The organism is Maribacter sp. 4G9 (assembly GCF_002742265.1).
In the GTDB taxonomy this organism is placed as follows: domain Bacteria; phylum Bacteroidota; class Bacteroidia; order Flavobacteriales; family Flavobacteriaceae; genus Maribacter.
Window position 1 is genome coordinate 12,808 of the sequence record NZ_MDGL01000076.1, and the last position, 19,867, is coordinate 32,674.

A 19,867-nucleotide genomic window follows, 5' to 3' on the forward strand; every position below is an offset into this window, starting at 1 on the left:
CATGGTTTTTAACGTAACACATACCACCACCTATAAGTACAATGCCCCGGTCAATTACTGCCATAATATTGCCACGTTACGGCCAAGAAAGTCGGAAGGACAGGAATTATTGGACTATAAAATAAATATAAGTCCCAAACCCGCCGAGATTACAGAACGCATCGATTTTTTTGGCAATTATATCACCCGATTCTCCATACAAACGGAGCACGATACGCTTAAGGTCACTACCAAGAGTAAGATTATAAGACATTATGGGGCCATTTATGATTCCTTTTTTTCCGATGCCAGCAGGAATATTACCATGGACGAGGCACTTCATGCCCTAAGGGGAAATGATCCCATCGTTATGGATGCCAAACAGTTTGTTTTGGAATCCATATTCATACGACGTACCGATAAGTATATCAAGGAATATGCAGAGCTTTCATTTAGGGGAGATCGGTCCGTTTTTGATGCCGCACATGAACTAATGCAGCGTATTTATACCGATTTTGATTTTGTTTCCGGTTTTACTAGTATTTCCACGCCCGTGGAAGAGGTTATGAAAGAGAAAAAGGGAGTTTGCCAGGATTTCGCCCAAATTGCTATTGCCTGTATACGCTCTGTTGGACTTCCTGCCCGCTATGTAAGCGGATATATTGAGACACTTCCGCCACCGGGCAAGGAAAAACTCATAGGTGCGGATGCTTCCCATGCATGGTTCTCCGTCTTCATTCCAGGTTTTGGATGGGTGGATTTTGATCCTACCAATAATCAAATACCCAAGGACCAGCATATTGTGGTGGGGTGGGGTAGGGACTATTATGACGTACCACCGTTAAAGGGAGTGGTCTATGGTAGTGGAAAAAGCAAGCTTAAAGTATCCGTAGATATTGCCCGTATCGATTAGGCCAAATGTTTATTAAAAAAATCTATAGTCCTTTTCCAAGCCAATTCGGCCGCTTCACGGTCATACCTTGGAGTGGTGTCATTATGGAATCCATGGTTGGCATTTTCGTAGATAAACGCCTCATATTTTTTACCATGTTCCTTCAACGCATTTTCATAAGCCGGCCAACCTTCATTCACGCGTTTATCCAATTCGCCAAAATGCAGCAATAGAGGGGCATTTATTTTATCGATATCTTCCGTGGGCTGACCTCCATAAAAGGGTACGGCGGCACCAAGGTCCGGCACCTTTACGGCCATCATGTTTGAAATCCATCCGCCAAAACAGAAGCCAACAACCCCTACTTTTCCGTTGCATTCCGGATGGTTTTTAAGGTACTCAAAGGCAGCGATAAAATCTTGCAGCATGCCATCCCTGTCCCGTTTTCTTTGTAGTTCCCTGCCATCATCGTCATTACCGGGATAACCGCCCAATGGAGTAAGGGCATCCGGAGCAATGGAGATGAATCCCGCCAATCCGGCCCGTCTGCCTACATCTTCAATATGGGGGTTCAAGCCCCTGTTTTCATGTACGACCACGATACCCGGAAGTTGCTCCTTCGCATCCGCAGGTCTTAAAAGCAGTGCTTTTATGGAACCACCACCTTTAGGGGAATCGTAATTGATGTATTCCGATTTTAGATTGGGGTCATCGGCCTTAATCTGTATTTTTTTGACATAATCCGGCGAGATGAAACCAAGCAAGGAGGACACCGTGATTCCGCCAACGGCATAGGTAGATAGCTTATCTAGGAACAGTCTTCTGCTTACCCTGTTGTGGGCGTAGTCGTCGTATAGGTCAAAAACTTCCTGTTTGATGTCCTCTTTTCGTAATTTTTTCATGGTACTGGTATTTTAATCGGCCGATTTATAAATGAATTCCACAATTCTGTCCGCATTGATGAAACCTTGTCCGTGGGTCGCGTCCCATTCTTTTGACACTCCCATTTTTTGCACTTCCTCCAAAGATTTTCCAGAACCTCTGGCTTCCTTGATACGTTCCCTTAAGGTAATCAAAATTTCCGTATACTCGTTTAAATCGGACTTAGAGGAAACGGCCCCGTGGCCAGGGATGATTTTTGTATCGTCATCAATAAGTTCCAAAGCCATTTTTGTATTCGATATCAACCCATCAATATCACCACCAGAACCCAAATCGATATAAGGGTAGCGACCGCTAAAAAAATTGTCTCCCATATGGATAACATTGTCATCGGGAAAGTAATAATAGGTGTCCCCATCAGTATGGGCGGGATTAACATGCATGGCATGCACACTTTTTCCATTTTTTAGGTATAAAGTCATTTTGTCGTTAAAGGTAACAACTGGCCAAGCTTCCTTGGGCTGAGGTTCTTCGGCTCCTGCCATACGCTTTCTTACGTTCTCATGGGCAATGATCATGGCACCGGCATTCGCCAAATTTTCGTTGCCACCCGTATGATCACCGTGCATATGTGTGTTGAGCACAAAATTGATAGGCTTGTCCGTTATTGTTTGGACATGGGCGACAATTTTTTCCGTGAGAGGGCCAAATTGGTCATCGATGAGGTAGGCGGCATCCTGTCCAATGGCAAGGCCAATGTTGCCTCCGGCACCAAAAAGTACGTAAACGTTTTCGGTCAGTTTTTCCGAAGTTATTTCAACATCGCTAAAATCACGTTGCGCATGTGCAATCGAGAAACAAAGTAAAAATACCATCAAGGAACGTTTAATTTTTTTCATACATGTATTTTGAAGGGTTTGTTGGGAGTTTGCTTATTCGGTCATAATAGGAAAACAATCTGACGATTACGGTTCAAAAATTGGACTATCAATACTATTTTTGATGCAGGTACAAGCTTCACAAATATTATTACGTCATCGTTTAAAGTTACTATTTTAAAATTGAAATTGTGTAGGTATTGATTCTATCGTTTTAAGTAGGATATATTTTTGGTTAAAATGTTGGTTATTAGTAGTATAAAAACATTTTTTTATGAAAAGTTTAACAGATTTCCATTAAACCATTGATAGGATACGTGGTCATAATAGATAATTAAAATAACAACTAATATCTAACATGATTATGAAAAACAATCTATCCCTATTAGCCTTAGTCTTTTGCTCCTTTCTTTCTGCTCAGTCTACATGGACTGTGGACAAAGCGCACTCAAAAATCGGTTTTGAAATTACACACCTTTTAATATCCACTGTAGACGGAAATTTTGACGACTTTGATATTACTGCTACCGCCGGCGATACTTTTATGGACCCCTCTTTTGATGTAAGTATTAATACAGCGAGTATAGATACGGACAATGAAAGAAGGGACGGTCATTTGAAAAGTGCCGATTTCTTTGACGTAGAAGCACATCCCACTATGACCTTCAAAAGTAAATCAGTTGAAAAAACAGGTGACAACACGTTTAAATTGACAGGAGACCTAACCTTACATGGAGTTACCAAAACAGTCACTTTAGATGGTAAGGTCAACGGAGTTATTACGGATCAGCGCAGTCAAAAGCTTAAAGCTGGATTAAAATTGTCCGGCACCCTTGATAGAACGGAATTTGGTGTGGGAGAAGAGAGTGCCGCCGTTGGAAACGAGGTGGATTTGGTTATCAATTTGGAGATGGCGCAGCAATAAAGGGACCTGATCATTTTAATGAAACCCACTTTTTGTGGGTTTTTTTAATGCCATTTTTTTGGGTTATGGTGTTAAAAAAATACAAATTTCAACAATGATTTTTAAATGTTTATTTCACACGTAATAATTGTGATATATGGAATATTAATTTTAAATAGCGCGCTAAATGGGGTATCTTTGTGGCGACAAGTTTAAAAGTAAATGTAAAAATTCAAACAACCTTTTAATACATGAACCAACAAATAGATCAATTGGCAGCGGATAATATTAGGGCATTGGCCGTGGCCATGGTGGAAAAGGCAAATTCAGGACACCCCGGAGGACCTATGGGTGGGGCCGATTTCATGCATATATTGTATTCAGAATTCTTTAATTACGATCCTGCGGATATGCATTGGCCGTTTCGTGACCGATTTTTTATGGATGCGGGTCACCTTTCTACCTTAATGTATGCGCAATATTACTTGTTGGGAAGTTACAAAAAGGAGGATATTGCAAATTTTAGGCAATGGGAGTCGGTAACACCGGGACATCCCGAAGTGGATGTGGCCAGGGGCATTGAAAATACATCCGGACCTTTGGGACAAGGACATACCATGGGCGTTGGTGCCGCCATTGCAGCGAAGTTTTTACAGGCCCGTTTTGGGGATTGGATGAACCACAAGATCTATGGATTTATTTCCGACGGTGGCGTTCAAGAGGAAATTTCACAAGGTGCCGGGCGTATTGCAGGACATTTAGGCCTGAACAATTTCATTATGTTCTATGATGCCAACGATGTACAGCTTTCATCCAAGACCGATGAAGTAACCTCTGAGGATACGGCCAAAAAATACGAAGCTTGGGGATGGAAAGTGGTGACCATTGACGGCCATGACCATGACCAAATTAGAAAGGCCCTGGCAGATGCCAATGCCGAGACCGAGAAGCCAACGCTGATAATTGGCCAAACCATCATGGGTAAAGGTTGTGTTACCGCTGATGGTGAATCCTATGAAGGGCATACGGAACTGCATGGTAAACCTATAGGCGATACGGGAGCCGATTACGAAATGACCCTGAAAAACTTGGGGGCGGACGTTGACAATCCCTTTGACATCTTTAGGAATGTGGCTGAGTTTTATGAGGATGTTCTTGGAAGAAAAAGAGCGGATGCGCATGCAAAGAAAAAGGAAATCGATGCCTGGAGGGTTGAGAACATGGAGCTTTCCAGCAAATTGGATAGTTTTTTCGATGGCAAATTGCCGGAGTTGGATTTTGGTTCCATCGCCCAGAAGGATGGTCAGGCTACAAGGGCCGCGTCATCCAATGTTTTGGCCTATTTAGCAGAAAACGTGGAAAACATGATCGTTTCTTCCGCAGATTTATCCAACAGTGATAAAACAGATGGTTTTCTTAAAAAGACCTCCATTCTTAAGAAAGGAGATTTCTCCGGTGCTTTTTTACAGGCCGGGGTAGCTGAGTTGACCATGGCGGCCATTGCCAACGGAATTGCCCTTCATGGGGGAATTATTCCCGTAGTAGCTACGTTCTTCGTATTCTCGGATTATATGAAGCCCGCAATTCGTTTGAGTGCTATCCAGGAATTACCGGTCAAATTTGTTTGGTCCCACGATGCCTTTAGGGTTGGGGAGGATGGTCCAACGCACCAGCCTATTGAACAGGAAGCCCAGATACGTTTATTGGAAAAATTGAAAAACCATAGTCATGAGCAAAGCTTTGTTGCCCTGCGCCCAGCGGATTCCCAAGAAACCAATGTGGCTTGGAAAATGGCCATGGAAAATAAAAAGACTCCTACGGGACTAATACTGTCCAGACAGAATATAAAAGATGTGCCCGCACAATCCGGTAATCGCTATGAAGAAGCACTGGGTGCAGAAAAAGGCGGATATCTGGTGCAGGAAGTCAATGACCCAGATATTATCCTGATTGCCAATGGTTCAGAAGTATCTACCTTAGTGGATGCATCAAAACTTTTGGAGGAAAAGAAAGGTCTTAAAGTCAATATTGCCTCGATTCCATCCGAAGGAATTTTTAGACAGCAATCAAAGGAATATCAGGAAAAAGTCATTCCCGGCAATAAACCTGTTTTTGGATTGACTGCCGGTTTACCCATTAATCTCGAAGCTTTGGCAGGTCCCAATGGTAAGGTGTTTGGACTTGAACACTTTGGATATTCCGCTCCGGCGACAGTTTTGGACGAAAAATTTGGTTTTACGGGAGATCAGGTATATACGGAAGTAATAGAATTTTTAAACAAGTAAAACAGAAAGAAAATGAAATTTTTTATAGATACAGCAAACTTAGATGAAATAAGGGAGGCCCAGGATATGGGGGTATTGGATGGTGTTACCACAAACCCTTCCCTAATGGCCAAAGAAGGTATTACAGGTGCCGAAAATATCCTCAATCACTACAAAAAAATATGTGATTTGGTAGACGGACATGTAAGTGCCGAGGTCATTTCAACGGATTTTGACGGAATGGTCGAGGAAGGAGAGAAATTGGCGGCTTTAAATCCACAAATTGTCGTTAAGCTTCCTATGATAGCCGATGGTGTAAAAGCGTGTAAGTATTTTTCGGACAAGGGAATCAAGACCAATGTAACCTTGGTATTCTCTGCCGGACAGGCCTTACTGGCCGCAAAAGCTGGAGCCACTTACGTATCCCCATTTATTGGCCGTTTGGACGATATTTCTACGGATGGTCTAGGTTTGATATCGGACATTCGATTGATCTATGATAACTATGGTTTCGAGACAGAAATATTGGCAGCATCCGTAAGGCACGTAATGCACGTGTTGGATTGTGCCAAAATAGGAGCAGATGTAATGACCGGTCCTTTGTCCGCCATTAAGGGCTTATTAAAACATCCATTGACAGATAGTGGTTTGGCCAAGTTCCTTGAGGATTATAAGAAAGGTAATTAGGATTTTTGTTCTAATTATGGAAAATGGACACCTGGCTTTGCTAGGTGTTTTTTTGTCCAAAGACTTACAATTATTGTCTTGTCTCATCATAAGATGTAGTTTTACAAATAGCTAATTATTTAAAAATGCAGAAATTGCTCAAGGTTTTTACAGGGGTGATAATAGGGTTTTGCTTATTAGGGTGTAAACAGGATGCAAATAAAAATCCGGAAGGCCCAAAATCTGAAGATATACCTTACAAAACTTCGGAAACCGATAAAAATGTACTGAAAGAAAAACCCCAAAACCTTTCGGCTCCAGAGGGGATGGTTTGGATTCCGGGCGGGGAGCTGAAACAAGGTGCCGTCCCCCAGGATAAGATGGCCATGCAACATGAAAAGCCGGCCATAGATGTTTTGGTCGATGGTTTTTTTATGGACATCACCGAAGTCACCAATGCCCAATTCAAAAAATTTGTCGCCGAAACGGGTTATATCACAACGGCAGAACGAGCCATCGACTGGGAGGAGTTAAAAAAACAGGTGCCGGAAGGTACGGAGAAACCCCATGATTCAGTATTACAACCGGGAGCTTTGACTTTCAAAAAAACAAAAACATCGGTGCCCAATCTTTATGATTTTTCTCAATGGTGGCATTGGACCATAGGTGCGGATTGGAGGCACCCCAATGGACCCGATAGTTCCATTGAGGGAAAGGACGACTACCCGGTGGTACAAATATCCTTTGAGGATGCTTTGGCCTATTGCGAATGGGCCGGAAGACGTTTGCCCACCGAGGCAGAGTGGGAGTTGGCCGCTAGGGCGGGGAAGAAGGGTACCACATATTTTTGGGGCGATGATTTCTCGGTCCTGCAGGAAAAGGCGAATACCTGGGAAGGTGAATTTCCTGTTACAAACACCAAAACGGATGGGTTCGAATTAAGGGCTCCCGTAAAGTCGTATCCACCTAACGATTATGGATTGTATGACATGGCGGGCAATGTATGGGAGTGGACAAGTGATTGGTACAATACCAATTACTATAAGGAAGTGAACACTACGGGTGAAGTTCAAAAAAATCCCCAGGGTGCTACAAACCCCTTTACCCCCAATAATCCCTATGCCAAGGAGAAGGTAATTAAAGGTGGGTCCTTTTTGTGCAGCGCATCCTACTGTGCCAGTTACAGGGTTTCCGCAAGAATGGGTTCCAGTATGGATTCCTCCCTGGAGCACACTGGTTTTAGAACCGTGGCTTCCATAGATATGTTGACAAATTAGACCTCTACGGACTCATTTTTTTCTTATTAAGAGAATACAAAACGGTGAAAACTTTTAATAACTTCCATGTAAGTTTTTTGTCCAAAAACCTACTTTTGTAATACAATTTCAAGATTAAAACTATGTCGGAAGCAATAGAGCGAGTAAAAACATTGATAATAGGTTCCGGACCTGCAGGATATACTGCGGCCATTTATGCTGCCAGAGCGGATTTAAAACCCGTCCTGTATACGGGAATGGAGCCAGGCGGGCAACTAACCACGACCACGGAGGTAGATAACTTCCCCGGCTATCCAGAAGGAATAGACGGACCTTCCATGATGGTGCAGTTACAGCAACAAGCGGAGCGTTTTGGAACCGATGTACGCATCGGGATGGTTACCAAGGCGGAATTCGGAAAAAAAGAGGGCGATATACACAAAATTACCGTGGACAATGATAAGATAATCGAGGCCGAGACCGTAATAATCTCCACAGGGGCTTCGGCCAAATATTTAAACATTCCAAGTGAACAGAGACTACGTGGCGGCGGAGTTTCCGCCTGTGCCGTTTGTGACGGATTTTTCTATAAGGGACAGGACGTCGCCATTGTGGGTGCAGGGGATACGGCGGCCGAGGAGGCCTCGTATTTGGCGAATATCTGTAACAAGGTGACCATGTTGGTGCGAAAGGATTTTATGAGGGCCTCAAAAGCTATGCAGCACAGGGTTCAGAGTCTCAAGAACATCGAGATTAAATATAATACCGAGGTAGACGAAGTGCTGGGAGACCAAGTGGTTGAAGGTCTTAGAATGGTGAACAACCAAACAGGGGAAAAGGAAGAGATTGCCATTACAGGTTTGTTCATTGCTATTGGACATAAACCCAATACGGATATTTTCAAGGGACAGTTGGATATGGACGAAACCGGATATATCGTTACCAAGGGTAAATCCACCAAAACCAATATTCCTGGGGTTTTTGCTTCTGGTGACGCACAGGATAAGGAATATAGACAGGCCGTAACGGCTGCGGGTACAGGCTGTATGGCAGCCCTGGATGCGGAACGATACCTTGCCACTATTGGCTCCGTAGCGGAAAGCATTGCGGATAACTATAATATTTGAGCATAAATAGAAGCAACATAAAGAGAAAGCGCCTTCAAGGCGCTTTTTTAATTTATAAATATGCCTTTTTTTTAATCGATTCTCTTATAATTTTCCGAGTAGACCCTATTTCCGTCATCGTCCAAGGTTATCTGGCTGTAATTGTTTTCTTCCAATACTAGTTCAAACTTAAATACTTTAACGGTGTCCTGTACTTTCATCATCTCGGCGGAAGCAAATTCCAACCGTTCTTCCAGTTCGTTTTCCGTATTCGTGTATGATCCGTAGCCGAACCATTCCACTGGATCGTCCGGTGAATAGCGCGTCCACATTACTTTGCCCTTGCTGTAAATCTTTACTTGCCGATATCCATTTATGTTCTGCAAAGTGTCCGAAACACCTTGTTCATCATAATTATATCTGTTGATAAGCTCCCAGGTTCCCTCTAAGGAATTCTGGGTTTGCAGTTTTGTGGAGGTAATACTGGTAAGGGTAACCAATAGAAACATCAAAAAAACCGACCCAATAATTTTTTTCATGGCCAAATCATTTAATGGTTATTAATACCATAAAAGGTACAAAAAATTATTAAGAATTTAACAATAATTAAATAGAATAATTATGGAATTATCAGTATCGTCTGGATAAGGTTTAACGTTTAAAATTGTTCAGTGCATTTGTTAGGGAATCGATATCCGGTCTGAGATGTGAGGCGGTAATCACAATACGGCTCATGGTTTCCGAACTTTCATTTGGATAGTTGAAATTGGTCACTATGACTTGATTTTTTTCCAAATAGGCCACCAATTCAGGATTTAAAAAGGTAAATGTTGGATGTCCTTTCATATACCTATAATGCTTCAATGTCTCCATTTTTTCCAAAAAATAGTCCAAGTTGGCATGTAGGTTCCTTCTCCTTTCCATATAGATAGGTGCCGCCTCCAAGAATGTGGCCATGGCAGCGGGACTTGCGGGACTGGCGCCTCCGTAAAATGCGGTGTTTTCCATTTGCAGCAGGTCTTCCCTGTTTCCAAAAATGGCTCCCGCCTGTATACCGAAGCCCTTTCCCAAAGAGCAACATACGAATAACTTTTTGGGGTTCAGTTCCTGCAAGGAACGATAGATACCGCTGCCGTTTTTTCCAATTACTCCAATGCCATGGGAATCGTCCGCTACCAAAATGATATCGGTAAGGGGTAGAATTTTCAAACTTTCAAAATCTGGAAATCCGCCTCCCGAGAAATCTATGGCGTCCATGAACAATACCGGAGTCTTTGCGTTGGGTTCGTTCAAGTAATTTCTCAGTGCAATATTCAAACTGGCATAGGTCACATAATTTTTTACCTTGTTTCTAAATAAGGCGGAATGGGTATTGGGGGCAAAAAAGGGCTTACAGGACTTTTTGTGTATGTAATCCGATAAAAACTGTCCCGCCAAATACCCGGAGGATTGTGTGATACACGCCTCACTACCTACCAGATCGGAAAGATAGTCCTCAGCCAAATGGTATATGGAAAATCTGACGTTGGATTTTCTGGAAGCACTGTAATTGGTACCGTATTTTCTAATGTTTTGTATAAATAGCTCCTGAAAGGGGGCATAGTCCTGAAGCCCCAGATAGGAAGTACCGCCAAAGTACAGGTACTTTTGTCCCTCATAAATTAGTTCCCTGCCCGGGAAAGAATCGATAAAAAATGCCATAGAATTTATATCAGCGTTACGCCACTTCCGGCCAGTTCCGGAAAAATGACCTTACCGTTTTCTTGAATTTCCACCCCTTTTGCAATATCCTTCTTCAAAAGTAAGGCCCCATCCATGTCTACATAATCCAATTGTGGCAATAATTGGGCTATGGCCGAAATCCCTACGGTAGATTCCGTCATACAGCCTACCATAACTTTTAAGCCTAGCTCCTTTCCTTTTCTTATCATACGCAGGGCGGGGGTAAGGCCACCGCACTTGGTAAGCTTAATGTTGATTCCATTAAAATGCAGGGCGCATTTTTCCACATCGGCTTCAACAATACAGCTTTCATCGGCAATAATAGGGAGTACGCTTTGATGCACTACCTTTTCCATACCTTCCCAATCATCTGCCTTTAAGGGTTGCTCCAAGAACTCTACGCCCAATTCTTTTAATAGCGGGGCATTCTGTGTTGTTTCTTCAGCGGTCCAAGCACAATTGGCATCGATCCTAAAAATAGCATCCGTATGTTTTCTTAGTTCCCTTACAATGGCCACATCGTCTTCCGTTCCCAATTTGATTTTATAGATGGGCCAAGGCATTTCTATCATTTTTGAGACCATTTCATCAACAGGTGCAATACCAATGGTGTAATTGGTAAGCGGATACCGATCTTTTTGCGTTCCCCAAAGTTCATATAATGGTTTTCCTTTCAATTTTCCATAAAGGTCATGGGCCGCTAAGTCCATGGCACACAATGCGAAATTGGAGAGGCCTTTGGCTTTTAGGAAATCGTGGAATGTCTCCGGATCACTAAAATCGTAGGCCTCTAGTTCCTTTTGTACAGCCTCAATCTCGGACATCATGCTTTCCACGGTTATTTTGTAATACGGATTGCTTGTGGCCTCACCAAACCCTGTATGTCCGTTTAGGCTCAATCCAACAATCAAGGTATCCTGAAAATCATGGGATTCCCTAGAAATACTAAAGGTGTGCCGTAAGGCCAATGTATGCTTTTGTAGCTGTATCTGCATGAATTAAAACTTTCTACTAAGATGCAAAAGACCATTCAGGATTCCAAAACCAAATCGGTAGAAATGCAAAGAAAAACCCATTGATTTTTCAATGGGTTCTTAAATCGAAAGGTTATTGATTTACCCTTAATATTTATGGACACTGCCGGAAACCGATTTGTTCTTTTTAACCGTTGGATCGCCCTTGTAGGAAATGTTTCCCCCGCTACTGGCATCCGCTGTAAGAAGATCGGACACATTAACGCTAATATTGGATCCACTGCTGGCCTCCGCACGGCACTCCTCTGTAACGAGGTCCTTTGCCCTAATGTTGGCACCGCTGCTGCCATCCACATATACTTCCTTGGCATTTCCGGTGATTTCAATATTGGCACCACTGCTCGCGTCAATTTCCAAGTGATCGGCGTTTACCTCAATGTTCAAAATGGAACCGCTACTGGAATCAACATTGATGTTATCTCCCGCTATCAGGTTTTGGGAGGTCAGGTGTGCCCCGCTGGAACTTTCCAAAGAGGTAATGGTAGGTAAGGAAACAAACACCTTTTTGGTGGCCCTGCCGATGTTCTCTATGGCATGGATTTTCAGTTTTCCATTTCGGATATCGGTTCCGATGAGGTCAATGATATTTTCATCCCCTTCTACGGAAATGGAATAGTCCGATGCCTGTGTTACATAGACCTGTATACCTTCCGAAGCATGTACTACATTGAAATCTTCCGTTACTTCCCTGGTTTCTTCCACTACTATGCCGTTACCGGCCTTTCCCGTTCCAAAGTCCCCAAAGTTAACGTCGAAGCCACAGGAGCTTAGGAATAATGCAAGAACAAATGCGATGGTTACTCTAACTAGTGTTGTCATGATGGTCGTTTTTAGATTGTTGTTTTTGATGATGTAAAATTGTATTATTTGTAAGTCTTGTTTAAATGTTTTCTACCGAGTTGTCGTTTTCCCTTCCCGAATTGTAATTACCCCGTTAATTTTGTGATATCGTCTTTCGCATGGTGGTATCGCCGTCCTGGGCCTTGATGTCAATGGTGCTGCCATTTGCATCGATATTGATATCCACCTTTTCGGCATCGTTGTCCTTGGCATTGATCCGCACACCGTTTTCATCGATTTTCATTTTGAAGGATTCACCATCCGTGTCATTGATATTGATGTCAATACCGTCCTCATTGATGCGTACCCTATTGTTGGAATCTTCATCATATTCCATTTCGGCGGGGCAATCCAAGCACTTTAGCTCATTGTCACTCCCCATTTCCCAGGTATATCCGTCCAAATCGTTGGTATTCCTATCGGTATCCGCCCTCATGACCCAGCTGCGACCTTCTCCACGATCATAGGTGAGCACGGTGCCTATAGGAACAAATAGATTTACCCTAACTTCCTGATCATTGAACTTACTGTTTCCAGGAATCTGTAGATAATTGTTGAACATAATCCCGTTACCTTGTAGAGTGTAATCATATTCAATGGCCTCTGCAGTTTCCTTGGCCCGTGCAAATGACGGTCCGTTGGCTTCTTTGCGGATTTCGACCCTAATAATGGAATCAGTGGATTTTCTAATCCTGAACCTAACATCTTCGGATACTAAATTCTTTTCGCCGTTATCATCATGGGTAATGATCATATTGCCCATATGCATTTCACGGTCCCTGTTATAATCAAAAGTAGCCAAGCTTATATTCAAAGTATCAACGGGGCTTTCAAAGTATATTTCCCTTTCCGATGTGGTACTGCCGGAGTATGCATGAGCCGCAGCTTCCCTAACTCCGAATATGACCAATAATATGATGGATATCAACCAAAGTCCCAAAAGACTGAACTTGGCAATATTACCAATGGATTTTAGATTGTTTACCAAAATCTTCAAACCTAAATACAGCAGGAAAAAGAATGGGATTCCTATGGCGAAAAAGGCCAATAGGGAAACCAACCAGATGGGCATGTTGCTGGAGTTGATTACGTTGTAGAAGTCTATTCCCGGTACGTTGACCATATCCAGGATACCTACGGAAATCAATCCTACGAACAAACCGATCAAAGTAGAGGCACCTATAATGATCAGTAAGATGCCTATAAATTTTCCAAAGATCTTGAAAAGGAACATGATAATGTCCCCAAGCGTATCAAAAAATGTCTTTCCTCCTTTTTTGACGGTATTGCCTACCTTTTCGTAGTCAACACTTTTTACACGATCCGCAACGTCCTCAAAACCCTCTTTGACCTTACGCTCAATATTGCTAATATTTACGGCCTCACCACGCATATCCAGTTTTTGGGCCGTAGTGGTCGCCTCTGGAATCAATATCCAAAGCAGACCGTAAAGTAGAATAAATCCACCCCCTGATCCTATGGTCAAGAAGACCCAAAGAATACGGATCCATAACGGATCTATTCCAAGATAGTGTGCCAGACCGGAAGAAACACCGGCAACATATTTTTGCTCCGTGTCGCGATACAGTTTCTTTACCCGTGGGGCCGGACCCGTGGTTTTCGTTTTTGGTTCGTCCTCAAAAATATCTTCATCAACCATATAGTCTTCGGGCTGTCCCATGATGGCAATTACCTCGTCTACTTGTTTCTGGGTGATTACTTGTCTTTCGTTTTCCAATTTTTCGTAAAAGAGCTCTGCAATCCTGGCTTCGATATCGGCCAAAATCTCGTCACTCCCTGGCGTATTGGCAAAGGAGCGTTTCACACTCTCCAAATACCTACGCATTTTGTTGTACGCATCCTCATCTATATGGAAGAGCGTATTCGCTAGATTTATATTTACTGTCTTGTTCATTGTTAGCTGTTTTTTGTGTTGGTTACCAGATTAGTGGCTTTTCTCAATTCATCCCAGGTGGTATCCAATTCCTTTAGGAAAAGTTTACCGGTCTCTGTTAGGGTATAGTATTTTCTTGGTGGTCCAGATGTGGATTCCTCCCAACGATAATTGAGAAGCCCTGCATTTTTTAACCGAGTCAATAGCGGGTAAATGGTTCCTTCCACTACCAGCATTTTGGCATCTTTAAGCGTATCCAGGATTTCAGAGGCGTACTTGTCTTGTCCGTTTAAAATGGACAGGATGCAGTACTCCAAGACTCCCTTACGCATCTGCGCTTTTGTATTTTCTACATTCATAATGTCTTTTTCTTTTTTATGCGGCCACCTACCAAGAGGAGATTGCTCTGTCCGCGTTGTTGTGGTCTGCATGGGTTAACGGTTCGTTTTTTGATCGATGAATAAACATCCTTGATTGATTTTTGATTGATTAGTAAACTCATAAGGGTGTGATGAATACCCTTTTTTATTTTAATGTAAACTTATAACCCTGTGCATAAGCCAACGGTCGTCTGTCTTTTTCCATATTGAAATAAATTTTGATGGTTTGGATACGGCATTGGGTTCCTCCTTGTTAAAAAAGCTATGCAGGCCTATCTGCACAGCCCCAAAACCGGGAATGTCGTGGATTTCCACACTTTCCTCAATTAGGGTTCGGTTTACTTTTCCACAAATATTTTTTTTGATACTTTCCAAAAGTGCAACCTTGTCCGTAGCCAAACCGCCCTTGTCATGATAAAATTCCAAGTCTTCATCATAGAATGCTTCTTGGGTATCCATATCACATTCATTATAAGCGGTGAAGTAGGTCTTGTCCAGTTCCAAAATGGTCTTGTATAATTCAGAGTCTTTGGAGACCTGTCCAAATGCCAAGCTGGAAAAGAAGGCAACCACGACGTATATGATAATTTTTAATAGGGTCATTATTTAATAAATTTTATGGTTAGGGGGTATTGAAATGTTTGTCCTTCGTTGGTTCTTATGGTCGCCAAAATGGTGTAGATAATGTTCACTACGAACAATGCTCCCTGCAGTAGTCCGGAAATCCCCACGGGCAACAACCAAGTTCCAAACCTAAAATCATCACTATCTATGTGAAAGTTTAGATTGTTCCAGTTGTTCAAATGGCCAAATCCCAAAAAGTCAAAATCAAAAATATTTGGGAAAAAGCCAATGAAAAAAGGAATACTGATTATTCCAAGGATTATAGAATAGAGTAGGAGGCTGATTTGAAAATTGAGGGCCTGTTTTCCGTTATGGTCCACAAACTCATACTCCTTTTTATTGGCCGTCCATAAAATCAATGGCACAATAAAATTCCCGAACGGAATAAAGAATTTAGAGAACGTACTCGCATGGATCAATGCGGATAAATTTCTTTCGTGTTTGGATAATGATTCTGTCATGGTTCGTTCTTTGATTGATGAAATATTAGCTACTGTGCTTTAACGATATACATTGATAGCATAATAACTTACTATGCAAATATATGTCTAAAAGAAGGTACTATGCAACACATAGTACTAATATTTAACATTATATTAACATTTTAGGATATTGATTTTTATCAATACATTTAAGAAATAAATAGAATGAAAATGGCCGTTAGTACTAGTAAATTCAATACGTTTACTTTTTTTAAGTTGCCTTCTGCCTGGTGGTGCGGCGTACGTTTGAGACATTTGGACCAACAGAAAGCTGTTGTGACCGTAAAACATAAATGGTTCAATCAAAATCCGTTTAATTCCATGTTTTGGGCCGTTCAGGGAATGGCCGCAGAACTTTCTACAGGGGCCATGATGATCGATCAAATTAATGCCACAGGTAAAAAAATTTCCATGCTTGTGGCCAATAATAAGGCCAATTTTTCAAAAAAGGCCACGGGAAAAATCACCTTTACCTGTGAGGACGGCCACTTAATCAAGGAGGCATTGGAGAAAACGATGGCAACTGGGGAAGGGCAAACCGTCTGGATGAAATCCGTAGGTGTCAATACCGATGGGGTAGTGGTGAGCACTTTTGAGTTTGAGTGGACGGTAAAGTTGAAGCAATAGATTGCAAACTTCTTGCTTGATAATCTTTGTCGTTAGCTAAAGAATCCTCACAGAATTATTTTTATAATGTACTTCTTGGATTCTATAAAGTATCTTCTGTAACAAAATCCTAAAACCGTCAACTAATAACTATCAACAAAAAACAAATCAAAAAATGAACGCACACGAAATAGATTACGAGATTTTTGGCGAGGAAATGCAATATGTGGAGATAGAGCTTGATCCCCAGGAGGCCGTTGTGGCCGAGGCAGGAAGCTTTATGATGATGGACACCGACATAAAAATGAACACCATTTTTGGGGACGGTAGCAATCAGGACAACAGCGTATTGGGAAAGATTTTCTCCGCAGGAAAACGTATGCTTACCGGGGAGAGCCTTTTTATGACGGCTTTTTTGAATATTGGTCAGGGTAAGAAGAAGGTAAGCTTTGCATCACCTTATCCCGGTAAAATTGTCCCTATTGATTTGTCCGAACTAGGCGGTAGGTTCATTTGTCAAAAGGACGCTTTCCTATGTGCGGCCAAAGGCGTATCCGTAGGCATTGAATTCTCAAAAAGACTGGGGCGCGGACTCTTTGGAGGCGAGGGCTTCATCATGCAAAAATTGGAAGGTGACGGAATGACCTTTGTACATGCAGGTGGTACCTTGGCCAAGAAGACCTTGGGGCCTGGTGAGGTGTTAAAAGTGGATACGGGTTGCATCGTTGGGTTTACCAAGGATGTTGACTATGACATCGAATTTGTAGGTGGTATCCGTAATACGGTATTTGGAGGAGAAGGATTGTTTTTTGCCACACTACGTGGACCTGGAACGGTGTATATTCAATCGCTGCCGTTCAGCCGCTTGGCAGGTCGTGTACTGGCAGCCATACCCAGAGGGGGAAAGGATAAAGGGGAAGGAAGTATTTTAGGTGGTTTAGGCAATTTATTGGATGGGGATAATAGGTTTTAAAGTTCAAGTTTTTTTTAGTTTAGAATTCAGAGTGTTGAGTGCAGAGTTGTTATTTTTAGCTCTTAGCTCTTAGCAATTAGCAATTAGAATTTAACAATAAACAATTATAGATTCGTGAATGGCGTTGAGCGCATGGCGCTTAGCCAAAATGCCAACAACCAATAACGAACAACGAACAACCAACAACACAAAGTGGATTTCAAAAACCTAACAATCTTTCTCCAAGAACTAAACAAAAACAACAGTAAGGAATGGATGGATGCCCATAGAAAGTGGTACCATTCGGTCAGGGATGAGTTCATCGACTGGTTGGATATGTTGAATGGGCAGTTGTTGCAGGAATACGACGATTACTACGATACCCCGGGCAAAAAGGGAATCAACAGAATTAATAACAATTTATTGTTTCACCCTAACCGACCCATTTATAAGGACCATTTTGGTGCCGGTTTGGATAAGAGACCCCATACGGGTGATTTTTATATCGAAATTGGGATGGAGGAATCCATGTTCGCCGGCGGTCTTTGGCGACCAGATTCCAAAAGATTGGCCAGTGTCCGCGATGCCATTGATTATAATGGAGAGGAACTAAAAGCCCTTCTCCAAAAACCATCTTTTAAAAGGACATTCGGTAGTCTGGTTGAGGATGTAAAACTCACAAGGCCTCCCAAAGGTTTTTCCGAAGACCACCCCCATATCGATTTGCTCAAGCAGAAAACCTTTGCGGTGATGACAAAATTTGATAATACCTTGCTGTTTCAAGATAATTTTAACGAAAAGGTTTTCGGTGTCTATAAAGAAATGCTTCCCTTCCGAACATATCTCAACAAGGCCATTACGGTTTAAATGCTATTCGCTGGAGGCCGGAATTAATCTTGCACTCAAATCCGGCGTTTCCATATCTGCATCCAAGGGAAACATGGGACGCTTGATATTCTTATACCCCAATCGTTCCAAATCTTGGTCCACACCTCCAGGGGTTAGTGCCATGATCCAATCACCACGCATATCATACAATTCGGGAACCAAATAGCCAATCTTTACTACGACTATATCTGATTCCGTGGGCTTCAGACCCAAATCAGTGAAATCATTTTTTAGGTGATATGGTTTTCTTTTTTTAGTAACTATTACATGTACGCTTCCTACCTTAACCACAACTTCCACTTCGGCATCTCGGTCTCCCTCTTTTATTACTTCGATTGTTCCGGTGATTTCCAGAGGTGGGGCAAATCGGTCATCCACCGCAGCGCCAACTTTGGCAGTTACCTTATTACCAACACCGACATCCAGGGCTTTTTCTACCAATTCGGGCCCTGGTATAGAAGCATAGATAAGGGAAGGACCATTTTCGGATTTAAACTCGGGCCGATTTAAAATCTGTTGCAATGTCCATGTGACGTCGCCTGCACCACCGGCCGTGGGATTATCGCCCATGTCACTGATTATGAAAGGTTTTTTACCACTCTTAAGCGCCAACGCCAAACTTTCTTCCAGCGTACCCACAGGGGCTACAAATTCAAACTCATTCCGAACTTCCCAAAAGGCATTTGCCAATTTTTCGGCTCCTTGGGTCACCTTTTCCTTATCATCCCCTGTAACCATAACCACGGCATGGTTTCTAGGTTCATCTGCCCAGGCATAGCCTATCCAAATGGCGGCATCTATGACGCCCTCTTGGTCCGCGACTTCTGGAACTTTGGCATATAGACTTTTCCCAGGCTCTATGCGGGTACTGGTTTTTTCCCCGGGCAACAAAATAGGAACCGGAATCCATGCTTTATAGGCGGGTTTTCCTTTACCATTTTCCAAGCGTTCCAAAAGGAGGCGTATGGAACGCTCTTTGGATTCCAAAGCATCTTCATGCGGTGCCATTCTATAGCAGGTAATTAAATCGCTATGTTTGGCCAAGGTTTCCGATACGTTTCCATGTAAATCCATGGAGGTTGAAATTAAAACGTCAGGGCCAACTACCTCTCGGATACGTGTTATTAAGTCACCCTCGGCATCCTCCAGACCAACGACGCTCATGGCCCCGTGGATATCGAACCAAATACCGTCGTAAGGTCCATTTTCTTTTAGCATTTTCAAGGTTTTTTCTACCATGGATTCATAGGCCTCCCTAGTAACAATACCACCAGGAATAGATTTGCCTAGAAGCGTTGGTACCCAATCGGCCCGTTGGCGAATATCGCTTTGGGCATCAAAAAAAGAATAACGCCCGAAAATGGAATCTCCTATTCTAGCATGAAAAGCGGCTTCCTCGGTTTGTGCAGGAGAAAAGGTACTGGATTCAATACCGATACCGGTAATGGCGATTTTTGGCAGCTCTTGTTCTTCTTCTTTATTTTTGGATAGGTTTTTGCATCCTTGAAAAACAAAAAAGGAAAGGACAAATAAGAGGAAAATTTTTTTCATAAGGGTATCTTAAGTTTCGTTAAAAATACTACTAATTTTTGTTTGATGGATAGGCATGCTCTTGTCA

General features: G+C 42.4%; 20 protein-coding genes. 9 read left to right on the forward strand and 11 right to left on the reverse strand.

Features of this window, described 5'->3' with window-relative positions:
* Position 1 precedes the first annotated feature (1 nt).
* The gene (locus BFP75_RS09940) at positions 2 to 892 is read left to right on the forward strand and encodes a transglutaminase N-terminal domain-containing protein (RefSeq protein WP_099545185.1); all 891 of its coding nucleotides are present in this window, start codon (positions 2 to 4) and stop codon (positions 890 to 892) included.
* On the opposite strand, the gene BFP75_RS09945 is transcribed toward BFP75_RS09940, so the two are convergent.
* Together BFP75_RS09945 and BFP75_RS09950 are read right to left on the reverse strand one after the other, a co-directional pair.
* Positions 889 to 1,773, reverse strand: a complete 885-nt coding sequence (locus tag BFP75_RS09945) for a dienelactone hydrolase family protein (RefSeq protein ID WP_099545186.1) — start codon at positions 1,771 to 1,773, stop codon at positions 889 to 891. The genes BFP75_RS09940 and BFP75_RS09945 overlap by 4 nt on opposite strands.
* Positions 1,774 to 1,785: 12 nt before the next feature.
* The gene (locus tag BFP75_RS09950) at positions 1,786 to 2,652 is read right to left on the reverse strand and encodes an MBL fold metallo-hydrolase (RefSeq protein WP_099545188.1); all 867 of its coding nucleotides are present in this window, start codon (positions 2,650 to 2,652) and stop codon (positions 1,786 to 1,788) included.
* Between the two features lie 343 nt (positions 2,653 to 2,995).
* Between BFP75_RS09950 and BFP75_RS09955 the strand changes: the two genes are divergently transcribed.
* The 5 genes from BFP75_RS09955 to trxB all read left to right on the forward strand — a co-directional run bounded on the left by BFP75_RS09955 (position 2,996) and on the right by trxB (position 8,848).
* Complete coding sequence (locus BFP75_RS09955; protein WP_099545255.1) at positions 2,996 to 3,556, forward strand: YceI family protein; 561 nt, start codon at positions 2,996 to 2,998, stop codon at positions 3,554 to 3,556.
* A 230-nt stretch (positions 3,557 to 3,786) separates the two neighbouring features.
* Positions 3,787 to 5,820 carry a transketolase family protein gene (locus BFP75_RS09960; protein WP_099545189.1) on the forward strand — a complete coding sequence of 678 codons (2,034 nt, stop codon included), beginning with the start codon at positions 3,787 to 3,789 and terminating at the stop codon, positions 5,818 to 5,820.
* A 12-nt stretch (positions 5,821 to 5,832) separates the two neighbouring features.
* Entirely contained in the window at positions 5,833 to 6,486 is a 654-nt protein-coding gene (fsa, locus tag BFP75_RS09965) for a fructose-6-phosphate aldolase (protein WP_099545192.1), read from the forward strand.
* Between the two features lie 125 nt (positions 6,487 to 6,611).
* Positions 6,612 to 7,742: a formylglycine-generating enzyme family protein gene (locus BFP75_RS09970; RefSeq protein WP_099545193.1), complete on the forward strand. Its 1,131-nt coding sequence runs from the start codon at positions 6,612 to 6,614 to the stop codon at positions 7,740 to 7,742.
* Positions 7,743 to 7,864: 122 nt separating this feature from the next.
* On the forward strand, positions 7,865 to 8,848 hold the full coding sequence (gene trxB, locus BFP75_RS09975) for a thioredoxin-disulfide reductase (RefSeq protein WP_099545195.1): 984 nt from the start codon (positions 7,865 to 7,867) through the stop codon (positions 8,846 to 8,848).
* Between the two features lie 71 nt (positions 8,849 to 8,919).
* Here trxB and BFP75_RS09980 read toward each other — a convergent pair whose 3' ends face one another.
* The 8 genes from BFP75_RS09980 to BFP75_RS10015 all read right to left on the reverse strand — a co-directional run bounded on the left by BFP75_RS09980 (position 8,920) and on the right by BFP75_RS10015 (position 15,782).
* Positions 8,920 to 9,366, reverse strand: coding sequence for a hypothetical protein (locus BFP75_RS09980; protein ID WP_099545197.1), 447 nt, complete (start codon positions 9,364 to 9,366; stop codon positions 8,920 to 8,922).
* Between the two features lie 112 nt (positions 9,367 to 9,478).
* Positions 9,479 to 10,528 (reverse strand): aminotransferase class I/II-fold pyridoxal phosphate-dependent enzyme, encoded by a 1,050-nt coding sequence (locus tag BFP75_RS09985; protein WP_099545199.1) that lies wholly within the window; start codon positions 10,526 to 10,528, stop codon positions 9,479 to 9,481.
* A gap of 5 nt (positions 10,529 to 10,533) precedes the next feature.
* Positions 10,534 to 11,544, reverse strand: a complete 1,011-nt coding sequence (locus BFP75_RS09990; RefSeq protein ID WP_099545200.1) for a dipeptide epimerase — start codon at positions 11,542 to 11,544, stop codon at positions 10,534 to 10,536.
* A 126-nt stretch (positions 11,545 to 11,670) separates the two neighbouring features.
* Positions 11,671 to 12,402: a head GIN domain-containing protein gene (locus tag BFP75_RS09995; protein WP_099545202.1), complete on the reverse strand. Its 732-nt coding sequence runs from the start codon at positions 12,400 to 12,402 to the stop codon at positions 11,671 to 11,673.
* Positions 12,403 to 12,517: 115 nt separating this feature from the next.
* A complete protein-coding gene (locus BFP75_RS10000) occupies positions 12,518 to 14,338 on the reverse strand; it encodes a PspC domain-containing protein (protein ID WP_099545204.1) in 1,821 nt (606 codons plus the stop codon).
* A gap of 2 nt (positions 14,339 to 14,340) precedes the next feature.
* Positions 14,341 to 14,676: a PadR family transcriptional regulator gene (locus BFP75_RS10005; RefSeq protein ID WP_099545205.1), complete on the reverse strand. Its 336-nt coding sequence runs from the start codon at positions 14,674 to 14,676 to the stop codon at positions 14,341 to 14,343.
* 171 nt (positions 14,677 to 14,847) lie between these two features.
* Positions 14,848 to 15,300 carry a nuclear transport factor 2 family protein gene (locus BFP75_RS10010; protein ID WP_099545207.1) on the reverse strand — a complete coding sequence of 151 codons (453 nt, stop codon included), beginning with the start codon at positions 15,298 to 15,300 and terminating at the stop codon, positions 14,848 to 14,850.
* Entirely contained in the window at positions 15,300 to 15,782 is a 483-nt protein-coding gene (locus BFP75_RS10015) for a DUF4870 domain-containing protein (protein ID WP_099545209.1), read from the reverse strand. Before BFP75_RS10015 ends, BFP75_RS10010 begins: the two co-directional genes overlap by 1 nt.
* 192 nt (positions 15,783 to 15,974) lie before the next feature.
* Here BFP75_RS10015 and BFP75_RS10020 point away from each other — a divergent pair, with 192 nt between their 5' ends.
* From BFP75_RS10020 to BFP75_RS10030, 3 genes are all read left to right on the forward strand, one after another.
* Positions 15,975 to 16,430 (forward strand): DUF4442 domain-containing protein, encoded by a 456-nt coding sequence (locus tag BFP75_RS10020; protein ID WP_099545257.1) that lies wholly within the window; start codon positions 15,975 to 15,977, stop codon positions 16,428 to 16,430.
* A 154-nt stretch (positions 16,431 to 16,584) separates the two neighbouring features.
* Complete coding sequence (locus BFP75_RS10025; RefSeq protein WP_099545211.1) at positions 16,585 to 17,382, forward strand: TIGR00266 family protein; 798 nt, start codon at positions 16,585 to 16,587, stop codon at positions 17,380 to 17,382.
* A gap of 192 nt (positions 17,383 to 17,574) precedes the next feature.
* The gene (locus BFP75_RS10030) at positions 17,575 to 18,228 is read left to right on the forward strand and encodes a DUF2461 domain-containing protein (protein WP_099545212.1); all 654 of its coding nucleotides are present in this window, start codon (positions 17,575 to 17,577) and stop codon (positions 18,226 to 18,228) included.
* Between the two features lie 3 nt (positions 18,229 to 18,231).
* Here BFP75_RS10030 and BFP75_RS10035 read toward each other — a convergent pair whose 3' ends face one another.
* A complete protein-coding gene (locus tag BFP75_RS10035) occupies positions 18,232 to 19,800 on the reverse strand; it encodes a M81 family metallopeptidase (RefSeq protein ID WP_099545214.1) in 1,569 nt (522 codons plus the stop codon).
* Positions 19,801 to 19,867: the final 67 nt, after the last annotated feature.